This is a genomic window from Reyranella sp. (assembly GCF_965249915.1).
In the GTDB taxonomy this organism is placed as follows: domain Bacteria; phylum Pseudomonadota; class Alphaproteobacteria; order Reyranellales; family Reyranellaceae; genus Reyranella.
In genome coordinates this window covers 4,812,434-4,828,552 of the sequence record NZ_OZ252257.1, presented here as the reverse complement: position 1 = coordinate 4,828,552, position 16,119 = coordinate 4,812,434, and the positions used below count along the sequence as shown (strand labels likewise).

Annotated in this window: 14 protein-coding genes; 7 read left to right on the top strand and 7 right to left on the bottom strand. The window is 66.4% G+C overall.

Going from position 1 to position 16,119, the window contains the following annotated elements; translation table 11 throughout:
• Positions 1 to 268: 268 nt before the first annotated feature.
• From ACP15H_RS23765 to ACP15H_RS23755, 3 genes are all read left to right on the top strand, one after another.
• Positions 269 to 2,137, top strand: coding sequence for a ribonucleoside-diphosphate reductase subunit alpha (locus tag ACP15H_RS23765; protein WP_425068604.1), 1,869 nt, complete (start codon positions 269 to 271; stop codon positions 2,135 to 2,137).
• Positions 2,138 to 2,242: 105 nt separating this feature from the next.
• Positions 2,243 to 3,205: a ribonucleotide-diphosphate reductase subunit beta gene (locus ACP15H_RS23760; RefSeq protein ID WP_425068603.1), complete on the top strand. Its 963-nt coding sequence runs from the start codon at positions 2,243 to 2,245 to the stop codon at positions 3,203 to 3,205.
• Between the two features lie 408 nt (positions 3,206 to 3,613).
• Positions 3,614 to 4,591, top strand: coding sequence for a Bug family tripartite tricarboxylate transporter substrate binding protein (locus ACP15H_RS23755; RefSeq protein WP_425068602.1), 978 nt, complete (start codon positions 3,614 to 3,616; stop codon positions 4,589 to 4,591).
• 27 nt (positions 4,592 to 4,618) lie between these two features.
• Here ACP15H_RS23755 and ACP15H_RS23750 read toward each other — a convergent pair whose 3' ends face one another.
• On the bottom strand, positions 4,619 to 5,101 hold the full coding sequence (locus ACP15H_RS23750) for a hypothetical protein (RefSeq protein WP_425068601.1): 483 nt from the start codon (positions 5,099 to 5,101) through the stop codon (positions 4,619 to 4,621).
• 91 nt (positions 5,102 to 5,192) lie between these two features.
• Between ACP15H_RS23750 and ACP15H_RS23745 the strand changes: the two genes are divergently transcribed.
• Positions 5,193 to 5,780, top strand: a complete 588-nt coding sequence (locus ACP15H_RS23745) for a hypothetical protein (RefSeq protein ID WP_425068600.1) — start codon at positions 5,193 to 5,195, stop codon at positions 5,778 to 5,780.
• Between the two features lie 29 nt (positions 5,781 to 5,809).
• Here ACP15H_RS23745 and ACP15H_RS23740 read toward each other — a convergent pair whose 3' ends face one another.
• A complete protein-coding gene (locus ACP15H_RS23740; protein WP_425068599.1) occupies positions 5,810 to 7,138 on the bottom strand; it encodes an MFS transporter in 1,329 nt (442 codons plus the stop codon).
• 83 nt (positions 7,139 to 7,221) lie between these two features.
• On the opposite strand from ACP15H_RS23740, the gene ACP15H_RS23735 reads away from it, so the two are divergent.
• Positions 7,222 to 8,184: a LysR substrate-binding domain-containing protein gene (locus ACP15H_RS23735; protein ID WP_425068598.1), complete on the top strand. Its 963-nt coding sequence runs from the start codon at positions 7,222 to 7,224 to the stop codon at positions 8,182 to 8,184.
• Here ACP15H_RS23735 and ACP15H_RS23730 read toward each other — a convergent pair.
• Entirely contained in the window at positions 8,157 to 8,894 is a 738-nt protein-coding gene (locus tag ACP15H_RS23730) for a pyridoxamine 5'-phosphate oxidase family protein (protein ID WP_425068597.1), read from the bottom strand. The genes ACP15H_RS23735 and ACP15H_RS23730 overlap by 28 nt on opposite strands.
• Positions 8,895 to 8,984: 90 nt before the next feature.
• Between ACP15H_RS23730 and ACP15H_RS23725 the strand changes: the two genes are divergently transcribed.
• Complete coding sequence (locus ACP15H_RS23725; RefSeq protein WP_425068596.1) at positions 8,985 to 10,538, top strand: PLP-dependent aminotransferase family protein; 1,554 nt, start codon at positions 8,985 to 8,987, stop codon at positions 10,536 to 10,538.
• Positions 10,539 to 10,602: 64 nt separating this feature from the next.
• Here ACP15H_RS23725 and ACP15H_RS23720 read toward each other — a convergent pair whose 3' ends face one another.
• Positions 10,603 to 11,343 carry a siderophore-interacting protein gene (locus ACP15H_RS23720; protein ID WP_425068595.1) on the bottom strand — a complete coding sequence of 247 codons (741 nt, stop codon included), beginning with the start codon at positions 11,341 to 11,343 and terminating at the stop codon, positions 10,603 to 10,605.
• 196 nt (positions 11,344 to 11,539) lie between these two features.
• Between ACP15H_RS23720 and ACP15H_RS23715 the strand changes: the two genes are divergently transcribed.
• Entirely contained in the window at positions 11,540 to 12,379 is an 840-nt protein-coding gene (locus ACP15H_RS23715; RefSeq protein WP_425069958.1) for an AraC family transcriptional regulator, read from the top strand.
• A 38-nt stretch (positions 12,380 to 12,417) separates the two neighbouring features.
• Here ACP15H_RS23715 and ACP15H_RS23710 read toward each other — a convergent pair whose 3' ends face one another.
• The 3 genes from ACP15H_RS23710 to ACP15H_RS23700 are packed head-to-tail and all read right to left on the bottom strand — an operon-like array spanning position 12,418 to position 16,069.
• The gene (locus ACP15H_RS23710; protein ID WP_425068594.1) at positions 12,418 to 13,515 is read right to left on the bottom strand and encodes an ABC transporter ATP-binding protein; all 1,098 of its coding nucleotides are present in this window, start codon (positions 13,513 to 13,515) and stop codon (positions 12,418 to 12,420) included.
• The gene (locus ACP15H_RS23705; protein ID WP_425068593.1) at positions 13,512 to 14,498 is read right to left on the bottom strand and encodes an ABC transporter ATP-binding protein; all 987 of its coding nucleotides are present in this window, start codon (positions 14,496 to 14,498) and stop codon (positions 13,512 to 13,514) included. The genes ACP15H_RS23710 and ACP15H_RS23705 overlap by 4 nt, the downstream gene beginning before the upstream one ends.
• Complete coding sequence (locus ACP15H_RS23700) at positions 14,498 to 16,069, bottom strand: ABC transporter substrate-binding protein (RefSeq protein ID WP_425068592.1); 1,572 nt, start codon at positions 16,067 to 16,069, stop codon at positions 14,498 to 14,500. The genes ACP15H_RS23705 and ACP15H_RS23700 overlap by 1 nt, the downstream gene beginning before the upstream one ends.
• Between the last annotated feature and the right edge of the window lie 50 nt (positions 16,070 to 16,119).

Genomic DNA, 16,119 nt, shown 5'->3' with positions numbered 1-16,119 from the left:
GTTTTGTTCTCATCCCATGCTGCACCTGCGAAGAGTCGAAAATGCCGATTGAAACAGAATTTCAAACCTCATTTTCTTCTTCAATTTCAGATGCTTAACCAACCATTCTTGAGATTCACAGACGGGGACTAAATTTCGCAATGACAGGCTCGGCGGCATCCGTACTATCTATGGATAGTGGGGAGCAGCCAATCGCTCCCAAGATGTAGGCTTCTTCCACAGACTGTTCTATCCACAACTGTGGACAAAAAGAAAAAGGGGACCGCAAGTGTTTGATGTCGTTCAAGTTCGAAGCGGTGCGCGGGTTGTTACCGATTCTTCCCGGGATGCCCGTCTCACCATTTTTGGCAAGGCCACGCTGAACGACCGGTACCTGCTGCCGGGCGAAAGCTATCAGGACATGTTCGCGCGTGTCGCCTCGGCCTATGCCGACGACGACGCCCATGCCCAGCGCCTTTACGATTACATCAGCAATCTGTGGTTCATGCCGGCCACACCCGTGCTCAGCAATGGGGGGACCACCCGCGGCCTGCCGATCTCGTGCTTCCTCAACGAGGCGAATGACAGCCTCGAGGGCATCGTCGGGCTGTGGAACGAGAACGTGTGGCTGGCGGCCCGTGGCGGCGGCATCGGCTCCTACTGGGGAAATCTGCGTTCGATCGGCGAAAAGGTCGGTATGAACGGTAAGACCTCGGGCGTGGTGCCGTTCATCCGCGTGATGGATTCGCTCACCCTGGCGATCAGCCAGGGCTCGCTGCGCCGCGGTTCGGCTGCCGTCTATCTGCCGGTCAACCATCCCGAGATCGAGGAGTTCATCGAGATCCGCCGTCCGACCGGTGGCGATCCCAACCGCAAGGCGATGAACCTGCATCACGGCCTGCTGATCTCCGACGCCTTCATGCGCGCCGTGGAGAACGACGAGGAATGGGCGCTGGTCAGCCCCAAGGACGGCGCCGTGCAGCGCACCGTCTCGGCCCGCGCTCTGTGGATCCGCATCCTGACGGCGCGCGTGGAAACCGGCGAGCCCTACCTGGTGTTCGTCGACCACGTGAACAATGCCCGTCCCGAGCACCACAAGCTCGCGGGCCTCGAGGTCAAGACGTCGAACCTGTGCAGCGAGATTACGCTGCCGACCGGCATCGACCATCACGGCAAGCAGCGCACCGCCGTCTGCTGCCTGTCGTCGCTCAATCTCGAGACCTATCTCGAATGGCACGAGCATCCGACCTTCATCGAGGACGTGATGCGCTTCCTCGACAACGTGCTGCAGAGCTTCATCGACACCGCGGGCTCCGACTTCGCCCGCGCGACCTATGCCGCGATGCGCGAGCGCTCGGTCGGTCTCGGCGTCATGGGCTTCCACTCCTTCCTGCAGGCCAACGGCATTCCGCTGGAATCCGTGATGGCCAAGGTGTGGAACAAGAAGATGTTCAAGCACATCCGCGGCCAGTGCGACGAGGCGTCGACGACGCTCGGCAAGGAACGCGGCGCGTGCCCGGATGCGGCCGATTTCGGCTTCCAGGACCGCTTCTCCAACAAGCTCGCGATCGCGCCGACCGCGTCGATCTCGATCATCTGCGGCGGCGCCTCGCCCGGCATCGAGCCGTCGGCGGCCAACGTCTACAACCACAAGACGCTGTCCGGCTCCTTCGTCGTGCGCAATCCGTACCTCGAGAAGATCCTCGCCCAGAAGGGCAGGAACGACGAGGACACCTGGACCGCGATCATGACCGACCAGGGCTCGGTGCGTAATCTCGACTGCCTCGACGATCACGAGAAGGCGGTGTTCAAGACCGCGTTCGAGATCGATCAGCGCTGGCTGGTCGAGCATGCGGCCGATCGTACGCCCTATATCTGCCAGAGCCAGTCGCTGAACATCTTCCTGCCGGCCGACGTGCATAAGCGCGACCTGCATCAGATCCACATGATGGCCTGGAAGCGCGGCGTGAAGAGCCTCTACTACTGCCGCTCCCTCTCCATCCAGCGCGCCGAGAGCGTGGCAGGCGAAGCCCTCGCCGCACCGCTCGGCGACCATGCCCTTACGGCGCCTAGAATCGACGCTCCCTCCTCTCTGCCGCTCGGAACGCCGCCGGGTCCGCAGAGCAATGACTACGAAGAATGTCTTAGCTGCCAGTAAACGAGCGTTGTCCCCCTGTCGCGTTTCCGGCGTTCGGGATCGCGGCAGGGGATTTTAATTTCAAGCGACCCCATTCATTCGCCCGACATATTGGACGCCCGCGCCATGTCACTCCTCGACGCCAAGCCGATCTACAAGCCGTTCCACTATCCGTGGGCTTACGACGCCTGGCTGACGCAGCAGCGCATCCACTGGCTGCCCGAGGAAGTGCCGCTGGCCGACGACGTGAAGGACTGGCGCAACAAGCTGAGCGACAGTGAGCGCCATCTGCTGACGCAGATCTTCCGCTTCTTCACCCAGGCCGACGTCGAGGTGAACAACTGCTACATGCGGCACTACAGCCGTGTCTTCAAGCCGACCGAAGTGCAGATGATGCTGGCCGCCTTCTCGGCAATGGAGACGGTGCACGTCGCCGCCTACAGCCATCTGCTCGACACGATCGGCATGCCCGAGACCGAGTACTCCGTCTTCCTCACCGTCAAGGAGATGAAGGACAAGTACGACTACATGCAGGGCTTCAACGTCGACTCGAAGGCCGACATCGCCAAGACGCTGGCCGTGTTCGGCGCCTTCACCGAGGGCCTGCAGCTGTTCGCCAGCTTCGCCATGCTGATGAACTTCCCGCGCTTCAACAAGATGAAGGGCATGGGCCAGATCGTGACCTGGTCGGTGCGCGACGAGACGCTGCACTGCAACTCGATCGTCAAGCTGTTCCGGACCTTCATCCAGGAGAACCCGGAAGTCTGGACCGAGGAGCTGCAGCGCGAGATCTACGTCGCCTGCTCGACCATCGTCGAGCATGAGGATGCCTTCATCGACCTCGCCTTCGAACTGGGCGGCATCGAGGGCATGACCGCGACCGACGTGAAGCGCTACATCCGCTACATCGCCGACCGCCGCCTGACCCAGCTCAGCCTGCAGCCCATCTATCGCGCGGATGCCAAGAACCCGCTGCCGTGGATGGACCAGATGATGAACGCCATCGAGCACACCAACTTCTTCGAGAACCGCTCGACCGAATACTCCAAGGCCTCGACGCGCGGCACCTGGGAAGAGGCGTTCGGCTGACGGCTGCTGGCGTGCACTATTCCGGGACGGACACGTCCCAGTTCTGGCCGCCGCAGTAGAATCGAAGAATCGTCACCTCTGTCGGGGAGACGGTGAAGGCAATTGCCATTCGTCGTTCGAGGCCCGCCACTCGCAAGCCGGGGGCAGATCATCGCGCCTCTGACCCCGTTCGCTGCCGAATAGGCTGCCTGTTCGATCGGAAGGCTGAACGTACGCTTTGAAACCCTGCTCATCTTCTCTCGTCGGTATGACTGGGTCTCACCATCCTTCAAACACTGTCGGTAGCGTCAACTTATTGAGGGCATTGCTCCCTTCCGCCCGAACATGAGAACGATGTAGGCTTCCTTCGCTGAGCGTCCAGTTGCGTTGCGTGCGCGCGTCGTAATGAAAACTCTGGAGGCAGCCCTCATGAAAATCCGCCGTCGCTCATTGGCGCACCTTGCCGTTGGTGCCGCCGCGTTGCCGCTCTTGCCCGGCCTGGCGCGGGCGCAGGCCTATCCCTCGCGGACCGCCCGCATCGTCGTGGGCTTTCCCGCCGGCGGCGCGACCGACATCCAGGGGCGCCTGATGGCCGAATGGCTGACCGAGCGCCTCGGCCAGCAGTTCATCGTCGAGAACAAGCCCGGCGCCAGCGGCAACATCGGCACCGAGACCGTCGCCAAGGCCGCGCCCGACGGCTACACGCTGCTGCAGGTCGTGACGCCGCATGCGATCAACGCCGCGCTCTATTCCAATCTCGGCTTCGACTTCATGCGCGACATCGCGCCGGTCATCTGCGCGGCCCGGCTGGCTTACCTCGTCGTGGTGAACCCGTCGGTTCCTGCCAACACGCTTCCCGAGCTCATCGCCTACGCCAAGGCCAACCCGGGCAAGATCAATTACGGATCGGCAGGCCAGGGCACGCCGCAGAACATCGCCTGCGAACTCTTCAAGATGATGACCGGCGTGAACCTGGTGCACGTTCCCTACAAGGGCGGCGCGCCGGCGGTCGCCGATCTGATCTCGGGCCACGTGCAGGTGGTCTTCGCGCCGTTGTCGGAGTCCATCCAGCAGGTCAAGGCCGGGAAGCTGCGCGCGCTGGCGGTCACGACCAGGGCGCGTCTCGAGGTGCTGCCGGACGTTCCGCCGGTGGCGGACTTCGTGCCGGGTTACGAGGCGAGCGGTTTTGCCGGCATCGGCGTGCCCAGGGGCACGCCGGTCGAGATCATCACCCTGTTGAACAAGGAACTGAACGCCGGCCTCGCCAGCGACAAGATCAGGACCCGGATCGTCGAGCTCGGCGGCACGGTGCTGGGCGGCACGCCGGCGGAGTTCGGCGCGATCCTCGCGGACGCCACGGAGAAGTGGGCGAAGGTGATCAAGTCCGCGGGCATCAAGGCCGAGTAGCCGGCCGCTGATGCCGGCCTGGACCTGCTACTTCTTGAAGAAGACCTTTTCGCAAACCGAGGTCGCGAAATCAGTCGATATCGCGCGGGCGCCGCCCGAGAGCTTGGCGAGCCCGATGAGGCCGCCGCCGGACGTTATCTCCTGCACGTAGTATTCGGAGGCAACGCTGTTGTCGGCGGTGTTGACCAGCTTCACCTCGCCGGCAACCTCGTGGTTGTCGCCGAGCAGCATCACCATGCCACTGTTTGCGAGTTTGAAGTTATCGACGCGGACCTGCATTTCGTAGCGTGTCGGTCCGGTCGCGCATTGGCTTGTCTTCAATTCGAGCGCCGACTTGAGGGCCTGAAGATTCTCCTCGGGAATGTTCCCGGCGCGGCTCGTGACGGTGACGCTGCCGATTGACGCCTGTGCCGCCGTCGCGGGCGCCCAGGCCTGAATGGGTTTGACCGGTTGTGCGCAGGCCGCAAGCATGAGAGCGGCAGCCGAGGCCGCCATGATTCGTGTGAACAAGCAATCCCCCGGCTCTGATTTCTACGCTTGGACAATCCAAGTTTGTCTCAGTAGAAAAGTTTCTACCGTGGGGCGTAGAGGTGGCGCAACGATGCAATCGATCGTGAATGTTCCAATTGTTTCTCTGTTTGCGATCGCACTGTTGGCGGGCTGCACCGTTTCCGACGCCTCGTCTTCGAACCCTTCTCAGACGGCACTAACGTCGGTGCAGGGGTCGGGAAGCGTACGAATCTCCGGCCTTTCGAATCTTCGGCAGACGGCTCTCGTCCTGACGGATCAATGCCGCACTGCAAGTTATGAAACCGATCGGCAGGCGTTCGCCCAGGTCGCGCTCATCAAGGGGCTCGCAGATTACGCGGCGGCGTTTCCGAACGGCATAGCCGTGACTGTCCAGCCGATGTCGCTGCGCATGCGGTGCCACAGTTCGGGCCTCGCCGCCCTCCTGAGCTACTGCGAAGCCGAGGCGAGGGTCGGTCTGACGGCAGGCGGCACGACCCGCGCCAGCCAGGTGGTCAGCGTGAACGTCACGAAGGAGGCCTCGGAGCGCGCCCAGCTGGGCCTCGCCTGCATCAGCACGATGCCAGCGGTCACCGCGGCGGTCGACAAGGCCCTGACGGACGCGATCGCGGGTCTGCAGGCCGATCTGACGGCGCAAACAGGGATTGCCGCGCCGCGATGACCGGTGGGTGGCCGGGACCGTTTGCGGCGTCACGTGCGGATCCTCGCCGACAAGAGAAAGAAAGCCGACCCCGCGCCGACGAACGCTGACGAAGCCGCCACGCCGAACATCGTTGCGTAGCCGCTCTCCGACGGCTCCTGGCCGAGAGCCGCGCCCAGGGCTGCGATCCCGAGGGCAAAGCCGCCCTGGCGCATGACGATGGTGAGCGCAGAGGCCATGCCGGCCAGGGCCGGCGGCGCCAGGGTCACGACAGCGCCCGACAGTTGCGACTGAACGAGCGCCGCGCCGGTCGCGATCACGGCCATGCCGACGAGCGCCAGCGTCCAGGTCGGGTTCAGCGCCAGGACGATATCGCCGGCGGCGATCAGCGAGAGCCCGCAGGTGAACAGCGCACGCCATCCCCAGGCAGTTGCCAGGCGACCGGCGAGCGGCGGCAGGACGACCATCGGCAGGGTTGCGGCGAGGAGGGCGACGCCGGCCTGCGCGGTGGAGAGGCCGAAGGCCGTCGTCAGGAACAGGGGCAGGTAGACCAATACGGCCCAATAGCCGATCGACGCCGTGACCAGGAGGAGCGCAACGGCGATCATGGCGGGTTGCGTCAGCAGCGCGGGGTCGAGGACCGGCTGCGGCCGGCGTCGCTGCTGCACGATGAACAGAGCGGCGAAGATCAGGCAGGCGCCCGTGCCCGCCGCGAGATGCATCGCCGTCCGGCCCGCCAGCAGCGTCTCGATGGCGAGGCCGAGCGCCAGGGTGAGCAGGGCGATGCCCAGGGGATCGAGGGGACGCGCGTCCGCGGCACGCTCTTCGGCCACCAGCCGCGGCACGATCCACGCGGCCAATAGGCAGCACGGAAGGTTGGCGAGGAAGATCCAGCGCCAGCCGAACCAGGCCGCGACCGCGCCGCCCAGGGTCGGCCCGAGCGCCATCGCCACGCCGGAGACGATGCCCGCGAGGCCGAAGGCCCGCGCGCGGTCCGCCGGATCGGGATAGGCGCTGGCGGTCAGCGCGATCGAACCGGTGATCACGAACGCCGCCGCGAAACCCTGCGCCGCCCGCGCCGCCCACAGAGAGGGCCCGTCCCAGGCCAGCCCGCAGGCGAGCGACGCCACGGCGAACAGTGCATTGCCGACCAGCAGGGCGCGTCGCCGTCCGTACCGATCGGCCAGCGCACCGGCGGCCAGCAGCGTGGCGGTGAAGGCCAGGCTGTAGGCATCCATCGTCCAGGCATAGGCCGCGAGGCCGAAGCCGAGATCGTCACCGATGGTCGGCAGGGCCACGACGACGGCGGTGACGTCGAGCTGGGTGAGGAAGCCCGCGAAGGAAAGCGCGAGGGCAGGGGTGCGGCGGAAGCTTTTCATGGCAGCAATTGATGCCGTCCCGTGCGCGCGAGCCCGAGCGCCAAGCATTCACTTAGACATGAATCTGGTTCATGATGCGTGAAATGCGCTCCCTCCCACCCTTCGATGCCCTCGTCGCCTTCGACACCGCGCTGCGCCATCGCAGCATGACGCTTGCGGCGGCCGAACTCGGCATGACGCAGAGCGCGGTCAGCCATCGCTTGCGCCGGCTCGAAGCCTATGTCGGCGCGCCGCTGCTCCATCGCTCCAGCACCGGGCTCAGCGCGACACCGGCCGGCACGGCGCTGGCGACCGGCCTCGCCGACCTGCTCGATGGCCTGTCCGATCTGCGCGCGCGCTGCCGGGCGGTCGCCGCGCCCTCAGGGCTCAGGGTCGGCGTGGGGGCCGCGCTCGCCGATTACTGGCTGGTGCGGCGGCTGCCGGGCTTTGCCGCCGCCAATGCCGGCCTGGAAGTCGAGCTCGTCATCGTCGAGAGCGAGGCCGAGCTGCGGGCTTCCGACATCGACGTCCAGATCCTCTGGCAACCCACCGCGACGGCGCGCTCCTCCTCGACCCAGCGGCTGCTGTTCCAGGAGCAGGTCTTTCCGGTCTGCGTTCCGGGCTTGTTGCCCGGCGGGCGGACGCTGCGCGATCCGACGGCGCTGGCGACGCTGCCGCTGCTGCACAAGGGCACGCCCGGCCGCGGCCAGGGCGCGGAATGGTCATGGCCCGTTTGGTTCGAGCGGCTGGGCATTGCGGGCAAGCCCCCGGCGGCGGCGCTGCGCTTCGGCACCATCCACACGGCGATTTCGGCGGCCCTGCAGGGCGCGGGCGTGGTCATGGCGCGCTCGCTGCTGGTGCACGATGCGCTGAAGGACGGGCTGTTGGTGCGGGTGCTGCCGGCATCCTGGGACATGCTGTCGAGCAAAGCCCACATCGTTCGCTGGCCCGCCGCCCTGACGGGCGACGAGCGCGTGCGACGGTTCGTGACGTGGGCGGTCGCGGAGGCCGAAAGGACGACCGGCCGCCGCCGCGCGGCTCAGCCTTCGCCGAAGGTCCGCTTGTAGGTCTTGGTCATCACCTCGTCGAGGCGCGCGCCGGGAACGAAGTCGGACATCTCGTCCGGCCGGGTGAGGCCGGGAAGCTGGCGCGCGCAATCGGACGGTTCGCCGATCACCTGAGTGACCGGATACAGCGCCGACCAGGCCGGCACGCCCTCGTAGTCTTCCTCCTCGTCCGCGACGTGCTTGTCGCGGATCTTGCCCGAGGCCGTCTCGATCTCCATGCCGATCATGGTGGTCGCCTTGAACTCCTGCTTGTTCGGCTGGCGAATGAGCTTGGAGCGGCCGGGATAGATGCGGTCGATGAAGCGGTCCATCAGCTTCAGCTTCTCTTCCGGATCGTCGATCACATGCGCCTTACCGAAGGCCATGACGGCGCGATAGTTCACCGAATGGTGGAAGCCGGAGCGCGCCATCACCAGCGAGTCGAGGTGCGTGACGGTGAGGCAGACGTCGACGCCCTCCTTCTGGCTGCGGATCATGCGGCTGGCCGACGAGCCGTGCCAGTAGAGGTGACTGCCTTCGCGCCAGAACGAGGTCGGCGTGCAGTAGGGACGGCCGTCGATCACGTAGGCGATGTGGCAGACGAGGGCCGCATCGAGGATCGCGTGGATGGTTTCCTTGTCGTAGCGGCCGCGCTCGTGGACGCGCTTTACCTTGTTCACGTTGGTGACGGGATAGCTGTCGGGCGCGGCGACTGAATCGGGAGGGCTCATGGCTTGACCTTCGGCACTTCGGAAAAGGGTTGCTTGCCGCGAGACCATCGGCGCGATACGGATCAGGCGAAAGGGCCGGTTTGGCGGAAAGTGACTGGACCAGTTTCGAAACGCCGTTCGAGTGCCCGCACCCGCCGCGTCCCGCCGCTCGGGCTTGCGCTCGATCCCTCGTCGCCCGAGCCGCTGCACCGGCAGATCGGCGAACAGATGCGGCGTGCCATCCTCGAGGGCCGGCTCGAACCGGGTGCGCGGCTGCCCTCGTCGCGGCTGATGGCGCAGGATCTCGACTGCGCGCGCGGGACGGTCGTGCTGGCCTTCGATCAGCTGGTGGCCGAAGGCTATGTCGTCAGCCAGGCCGGGTCGGCCATGTCGGTCGCGGCCAATCTCCCCGACGAGATGCTGACCGTGCCGCGACCCGGCGCGCCGATGCCGGGAAGGGCTGTCGCCAGGCCAGCCGTCGCGCGACGCACGCGAGCGCTGCTGGCCGAGGCGCCGCCGCCGATTCCCGCCGGCCCGCCGCTCGCTTTTCCGACCGGTCAGCCCGACCGCGAGGCCTTTCCCTTCGGGCTGTGGGCCAAGCTGCTGGAGCGTGAATGGCGCCGGCCCGGCCGTGAGGCGGCCAGTGCCGTGCACCCGTTCGGCCATGCCGGCCTGCGTGAGGCGATCGCAACCTATCTCGGCGTGGCGCGCGGCTTCAGCTGCGAGCCGGCCGAGATCGTGGTCACGACGGGCATTCGCCACGGCCTCTCGCTGTTCGCGCAGGTCGTGCTCGATGCCGGTGACAAGGCCTGGATCGAGGAGCCGGGCTTCGTCGGCGTGCGCGAGGCGCTGGCGACCTCGGGCGTCGACGCCGTGCCCATCGCCATCGACGAGTCGGGCTTCTCGCCCGAGGCGGCACAGGCTCTGGCGCCCGACGCGCGCCTGGCGGTGGTGGCGCCGGCCCATCACTTTCCGCTGGGCACGGTCCTGAGCCTTCAGCGCCGGCTCGAACTGCTGAGCTGGGCCGAACGCAGCAAGGGCTGGATCGCCGAGGACGATTTCGACGGCGAGTATCGCTACAGCGGCCGGCCGCTGGCGCCATTGCGGACTCTCGATCGCTCCGGCCGCGTCGCCTATTTCAGCAGCTTCTCCAAGCTGCTCTTCCCGGCGCTGCGGCTGAGCTTCCTCGTCCTGCCGGCCTCGCTGGTCGAGGCGACTGAGCGCATCATGGATCGCGTCTCGGTGCGGGCGCCGCTCCTGGGCCAGGGCGCGCTGGCGCGGTTCATCGCCGAGGGCCATTTCGCGACGCACCTGCGCCGCACCCGGCAGCTCTATGCCGGCCGCCGCGAAACCCTGCTGAAGGCGGCCGCGCAGCGCCTCGACGGTCTGCTCACGATCGCCCCCGATCCCGGCGGCATGCACGTGATCGCAAGCCCCACCCCCCACATTGCACCGCGCTTCGACGACGTTGCCGTGACCGCGGCGGCGGCCGAGAGCCTGACCGTGCAGCCGCTCTCTGTCTGCTACGCCGGCCGTGCGCGGCGACACGGCCTCATCCTGGGCTACGCCGGAACGCCCGAGGGGGAGATCGACCGGGCGCTCCTGAAGCTGCGCGACGTGGTGCTCGGGGCCACCGAACAGCGTGCTCCGCGCCGTCGTCATTGAGGTCGGTGGAGCGTTGTTGCAGCGTTGAGCCGCAGGGGCCTTTCCCCGTGCCGGCGTGAGGCCGTCAGTCGAGGCCGGTCTTGCCGGGCGCCCAATAGGCCTTGGCGATGATCCGCTTGGCCGGGACCGCTTGGCGCTTCAGCGCCTGCCGCAGCCGCTGGATGGTGGGCGCTTTTCCGGTCAGCACGAAGGTCACACCCACGGCGTCTAGCGCCGACAGCGACGCTTCGATGGCAGCGATGTGGGCGCCGTCCGCTTCCCGCCCGAACAGCGCCGCATCCTTCAGCCCGAAGTGCGCCATGACGCGGTGGCTGGCCGCGACGTCGTTGACCTCGAAGCGACAGGAGACGGCAGCGCCCGCCCGAACGGGACTCGAGAGCGCGGCGCCGAGTCCGATCGAGGTTTCATCTCCAAACAGCACCAGCGGACCCGCTGCCGCGCTCACGTCCACGGAGCGGCGGGGTCCGAAGAGGTCGCATTCGTCACCGGGCCGGACGTCGTGAACCCACGCGCTTCCCGGCCCGTCGCCATGCGCGTAGCCAAGGACCCGGGTGCGACCGGCAACCGGGTCCCATTCGATCGGCGTGTAGGTTCGCGCGACGAACGCCGAACCCATCGCGATCTGTATCTTCTGTCCGGATGTCCAGGCGATGCCTGCCAGCGCCGGGCCTTCCAGCGTGATCAGGCGGAAGCGATCGGCGATCGTCTCAACCGCGGCGACGGTCGCGTGTCTCATGAACAGCCGTGTGAAGGCTCTGCCGAGGATGCCGGGTGGCGTTGCCGTGGGACCTGCGCGCGACGTCATCGTGCGGCCCCCGCGCTCTTCGCGGTCAATGCGCGACGGCTGCGGCTCTGTGAATTCACGAGCATTCCTTTCCGATCATGGAAGCCATCGAGACGGCGATTGCCCTGGTGACAGCTGGATAGAGGAAACCGGCCATGGCGTCATTTCGAAGTCTGGACAGATTGTTATCCAATCCGGCCATTTCTATACTGCGACCATGCCCATGCTGGCGGACCTTTCCGACCCGATCGATCCCGACGCCGTTCCGCGTCCGGTCGTGACTTTCGGCGCTGCGATGGCTGATTTCCGCAAGGTCGAACTACGTCCCCACCGCCATATCAAAGGACAGATTCTGCTCGTTCAGCGCGGCGCCTTGAGCTGTGAGGTCGAAGGCGGCCTCTGGATCGTGCCGCCCCGCAGCGCCCTCTGGATTCCGAGGAGTGCGCTGCATGCGATTTCGGCGACGGGCGAGCTCGAAGGTTTCGTCGCCTTCGTCGACCCGGCGGTCGCCCAGGGCTTGCCAGAAACCTGCTGCGCCATTTCGGTGACGCCGTTGCTACGAGAACTTCTGATCCGGTCCGCGCATCTCCCCGCCCTCTACGCTGAAGGCGGTGCGAATTCGCGTCTGGTGGCGGTCCTTCTCGACGAGATCGCCACGGCGCAGGTCGAGGATCTTCATCTGCCGATGCCGACCGACGCCCGCCTCCGAAGGATCGTCGATCTCATGATGGCATCGCCGGCAGAGCGGGGAACCTTGGAGGTCTGGGCGAAACAGGCGGGTCTCAGCGAGCGGACCCTGGCGCGCATGATCAGGCGGGAAACGGGCATGAGCTTCGGCCGCTGGCGGCAGCAGCTCGGCGTCATGCTTGCCGTGAAGTGGCTGGCGGGCGGCGCGTCGATCCAGCAGGCCGCTTCCGACCTGGGCTACGAAAGCGTGCCGAGCTTCGTGACCATGTTTCGCAAGGCGCTCGGGACGTCGCCGGGGCGTTACATGGCGGAGCGACGGCCGGGCAGTTCAGCCAGCGGGGCGGAGCGGACACCGGCCGCCGAGAGATAGAAGTCCGGAAAATCCGGCAGGCGTCCGGAGGGGCCCGTTCAGGCGCCCGCCGGACCGCTCCGCGCGGCTTTCGCCGCCTCGAACGCGGCGAGGCGTTCAGGGAGTTTGCCAAGCGAGGTACTGGCCGTCGAAGCGGCCGCCGGCTTTGGCAGCGTCTCGAAGAAATGGCAGGCCACGCGATGGCCGTTGCCGGCGTCGCGCAGCTCCGGCTGCTCCCGCTTGCAGCGCGGCTGGGCGTGGATGCAGCGCGTGTGGAAGCGGCACCCCGGCGGCGGAGCGAAGGGGCTGGGCACGTCGCCGGCCAGCAGGACGCGCTCCTTGCGCACGCTGGGGTCGGGGCGCGGGATCGCCGACAGCAGCGCCTGCGTATAGGGGTGCAGCGGCCGGTCGTAGAGATCGCGCTTGGTGGCGATCTCGACCAGCTGGCCGAGATACATGACCGCGACGCGATCGCTGATGTGCTTCACCACCGCGAGGTCGTGGGCGATGAAGAGGTAGGAGAGGCCGAAGCGCTGCTGCAGGTTCTGCAGCAGGTTCACGATCTGCGCCTGGATCGACACGTCGAGCGCGGACACCGGCTCGTCGCAGATGATGAGATCGGGATTGACCGCCAGCGCGCGGGCGATGCCGATGCGTTGGCGCTGGCCGCCGGAGAACTGGTGCGGATAGCGCCGCGCGTGTTCGGGCAGAAGACCCACCACGTCGAGCAGGTCCTTGACCCGTGTCGCGCGCTCGGCCTCGGTGTGGAGATCGTGCACCGCCATCGGCTCGGCCAGGATCTGGCCCACCGTCATGCGCGGGTTCAGCGACGCATAGGGGTCTTGGAAGATGATCTGCATGTGGCGGCGCAGGCGGCGCAGCGCATGCTTGTCCAGGGTCGCGATCTCCTCGCCCTTGAATCGCACCGAGCCCGCGGTCGGGTCCATCAGGCGCAGCACGAGGCGGCCGGTCGTCGACTTGCCGCAGCCCGATTCGCCCACCAGCGCCAGCGTCTCGCCGCGCGCGATCTCGAAGCTCACGCCCTCGACGGCGCGCACCATGCCGATCACCTTGCGGCGGATCAGGCCGCGGCTCACCGGGAAGTGCTTCACCAGCCCGTCGACCTGGAGGACGGGCGTTGCTTCAACGAGTCTCATGCGGCCCTCGCCAATTCGACCGGCGCCTTCCAGCAGGCCACGCGATGCTCCGGGCCGAGGTCGCGCAGCGGCGGCGGCTCGAGGTGGCAGCGCGGGTCGGCGAAGGGGCAGCGCGGCGCGAAGCGGCAGCCCTTGGGCTGGTTGTTGGGACTGGGCACCGAGCCCTCGATGGTCGACAGGCGCTCGCGATCGACCTCGATGCGCGGGATCGAGCCCAGCAGGCCGATCGTGTAGGGGTGCTGCGGATCGGCAAACAGCGCGTCGACCGGCGCGCTCTCGACGATCTTGCCGGCATACATCACCACCACCTCGTCGGCGATTTCGGCGATCACGCCGAGATCGTGGGTGATGATCAGCATCGCCATGCCGAGCCGCCGCTGCAGGTCCTGCAGCAGATCGAGGATCTGCGCCTGAATCGTGACGTCGAGCGCCGTCGTCGGCTCGTCGGCAATCAGCAGGGCGGGCTCGCACGAGAGCGCCATGGCGATCATGACCCTCTGGCGCATGCCGCCGGACAGGAGGTGCGGATAGTCGTCGACCCGCTGCCTGGCCGAGGGAATTCGCACCAGCTCGAGCATCTCGACGGCGCGGGCCTTGGCGGCCTGCGGCGACAATTGCGTGTGTGCCAGGATCGCCTCGACGATCTGCTGGCCGATCGTATGGACCGGATTGAGCGAGGTCATCGGCTCCTGGAAGATCATCGACATCTTGCCGCCGCGCAGGCGCCGGCGCTCGTCGGCGGAGAGGCCGAGCACGTCGCGGCCTTCGAACAGGATCGCATCGGCCTCGACTTGGCCGGGCGGGCTCGCCACCAAGCCCATGACGGAGAGAGAGGTGACGCTCTTGCCGCAGCCGGATTCGCCGACCAGACCGACGGTGCGGCCGCGCCCGACGGAGAAGTCGATGCCGTCGACCGCGCGGAACAGGCCGCGGTCGGTGTGGAAGTGGGTGCGGAGACCGCGGACCTCGAGGAGCTTTTCCATCAGTAGGAGTAGTCCAGGCCCTTGTAGAAGGTGTTCTGGTAGAGCATGTGCGGCCGCACGCCCTTCAGCTTCTTGAGGCTGGTCGTGTACATCGCGATGTTCATGACGGGCATCCAGAGATGCTCCTCCGTCACTCTCTGCTGGGCCAGCGCATAGTACTTGGCGCGGTCGGCGTCGGTGATCGAGGCACGGCCCATCTTCAGGTACTCGTCGGTCTTGGCGTCGTTCCAGTTCATGCGGTTGGGCGCCGGGATGTTCTTGGAATCGAAGTAGAAGTTCAGCAGGTCGCCCGACGAGATGTAGGGGAACGTCACCGTCCACAGCTCGAAGTCCTGCTTGCCCATCTCGGCCGGGGCGATCGTCGAATCGTAGCCGACGATCTTCCAGTCGACGCCGATCTTGCGCATGTATCCCTGGATCGCCTCGGAAACGCGCGGGAAGTAGGAGACCTGCGTGAACAGGACCCGCGGCGCGAGCTTCATGCCGTCCTTCTCGCGGATGCCGTCGGCGCCGACCTTCCAGCCGGCTTCGTCGAGCAGCTTCTTGGCCCGTTCGACATCCTCCTTGATGAGCCCTTTGGTCGAGTCGGCGAAGTCGAGCGCCTTGGGGTCGATGAAGGTATAGGCGGGCTCGGCATTGCCCAGCATGATGCCCTTGACGATGTCGGCGCGGTTGATGGCGATGTTCATCGCCTCGCGCACGCGCCTGTCGGCCACCATCGGGCGGTTCGTCTTGTAGCCGTAGTACATGAGCTGGAAGTTGGGCTTGGCCTCCTGGACGTTGAGGTTGGGCGAGGCCTTGACCTGCTGGATGAACTGCAGCGGGATCTGGTGCGTGACATCGAACTGCCCGCCCATCATCGCCGCGACCCGACTGGAATCCTCCGGCACGATCTTGATGCTGAGTTTCTCGAACTTCACCGGGCCCTTGTTGGCGTACATCGAGGGCCCCCATTTGTAGGCGTCGTGCCGCTTCAGCACGATCTCCGTGCGCGGCTGCCAGCTCTCGAAGCACCACGGGCCGGTGCCGTCGATCGCCTTGACGCCGTAGTCCTTGCCCAGCGCCTCGACGCTCTCCTTGTTGTGGATCGCCGTCGTGAACATGGTGAGCTGCAGCAGCAGGTCGGCGAACGGCTCGTTCAGCTCGTATTCGACCGTGTAGGGATCGGGCGCGCGCAGCTCCTTGATGTTGCCGGCGCGCCAGGCAAGCGGTGCCTTGAGCTCGGGGCTGGTCAGCCGCTTGAAGGAATAGATCACGTCCTCGGCGGTGAACTTCTTGCCGCTGCAGAAGCTCACATCGTCGCGCAGCTTGAAGGTGTAGAGCTTGCCGTCCGGGCTGATCGTCCAGGACTTGGCGAGATAGGGGAGGGCCGTCTTGCCGTCCCAGTCCATCGCCACCAGCGTGTCCTGGAACATGTTCACGATGTCGGAGGTCGGCGACCAGGTCGTGCGCTGGCCATCGTAATGCGGCGCATCGAGCGCCTTCATCATCCGCAAGGTCTGCGCCTCCGCCACCTGCGAGAGGCCGATCACGCCAAGCAACGCCGTTACGCCCGTCAGGAACTTACGCATCGCTTCCTCGCCTTGTTGTTGTTCAGTGCGTCACGTCGGGACCCTTGTCG

Coding starts and splice junctions, on each gene's coding strand:
- ACP15H_RS23760 (WP_425068603.1), top strand. CDS start 2,243: ATGTCACTCCTCGACGCCAAGCCGATCTACAAGCCGTTCCACTATCCG.
- ACP15H_RS23755 (WP_425068602.1), top strand. CDS start 3,614: ATGAAAATCCGCCGTCGCTCATTGGCGCACCTTGCCGTTGGTGCCGCC.
- ACP15H_RS23745 (WP_425068600.1), top strand. CDS start 5,193: ATGCAATCGATCGTGAATGTTCCAATTGTTTCTCTGTTTGCGATCGCA.
- ACP15H_RS23740 (WP_425068599.1), bottom strand. CDS start 7,138: ATGAAAAGCTTCCGCCGCACCCCTGCCCTCGCGCTTTCCTTCGCGGGC.
- ACP15H_RS23735 (WP_425068598.1), top strand. CDS start 7,222: ATGCGCTCCCTCCCACCCTTCGATGCCCTCGTCGCCTTCGACACCGCG.
- ACP15H_RS23730 (WP_425068597.1), bottom strand. CDS start 8,894: ATGAGCCCTCCCGATTCAGTCGCCGCGCCCGACAGCTATCCCGTCACC.
- ACP15H_RS23720 (WP_425068595.1), bottom strand. CDS start 11,343: ATGACGTCGCGCGCAGGTCCCACGGCAACGCCACCCGGCATCCTCGGC.
- ACP15H_RS23715 (WP_425069958.1), top strand. CDS start 11,540: ATGCCCATGCTGGCGGACCTTTCCGACCCGATCGATCCCGACGCCGTT.
- ACP15H_RS23710 (WP_425068594.1), bottom strand. CDS start 13,515: ATGAGACTCGTTGAAGCAACGCCCGTCCTCCAGGTCGACGGGCTGGTG.
- ACP15H_RS23705 (WP_425068593.1), bottom strand. CDS start 14,498: ATGGAAAAGCTCCTCGAGGTCCGCGGTCTCCGCACCCACTTCCACACC.
- ACP15H_RS23700 (WP_425068592.1), bottom strand. CDS start 16,069: ATGCGTAAGTTCCTGACGGGCGTAACGGCGTTGCTTGGCGTGATCGGC.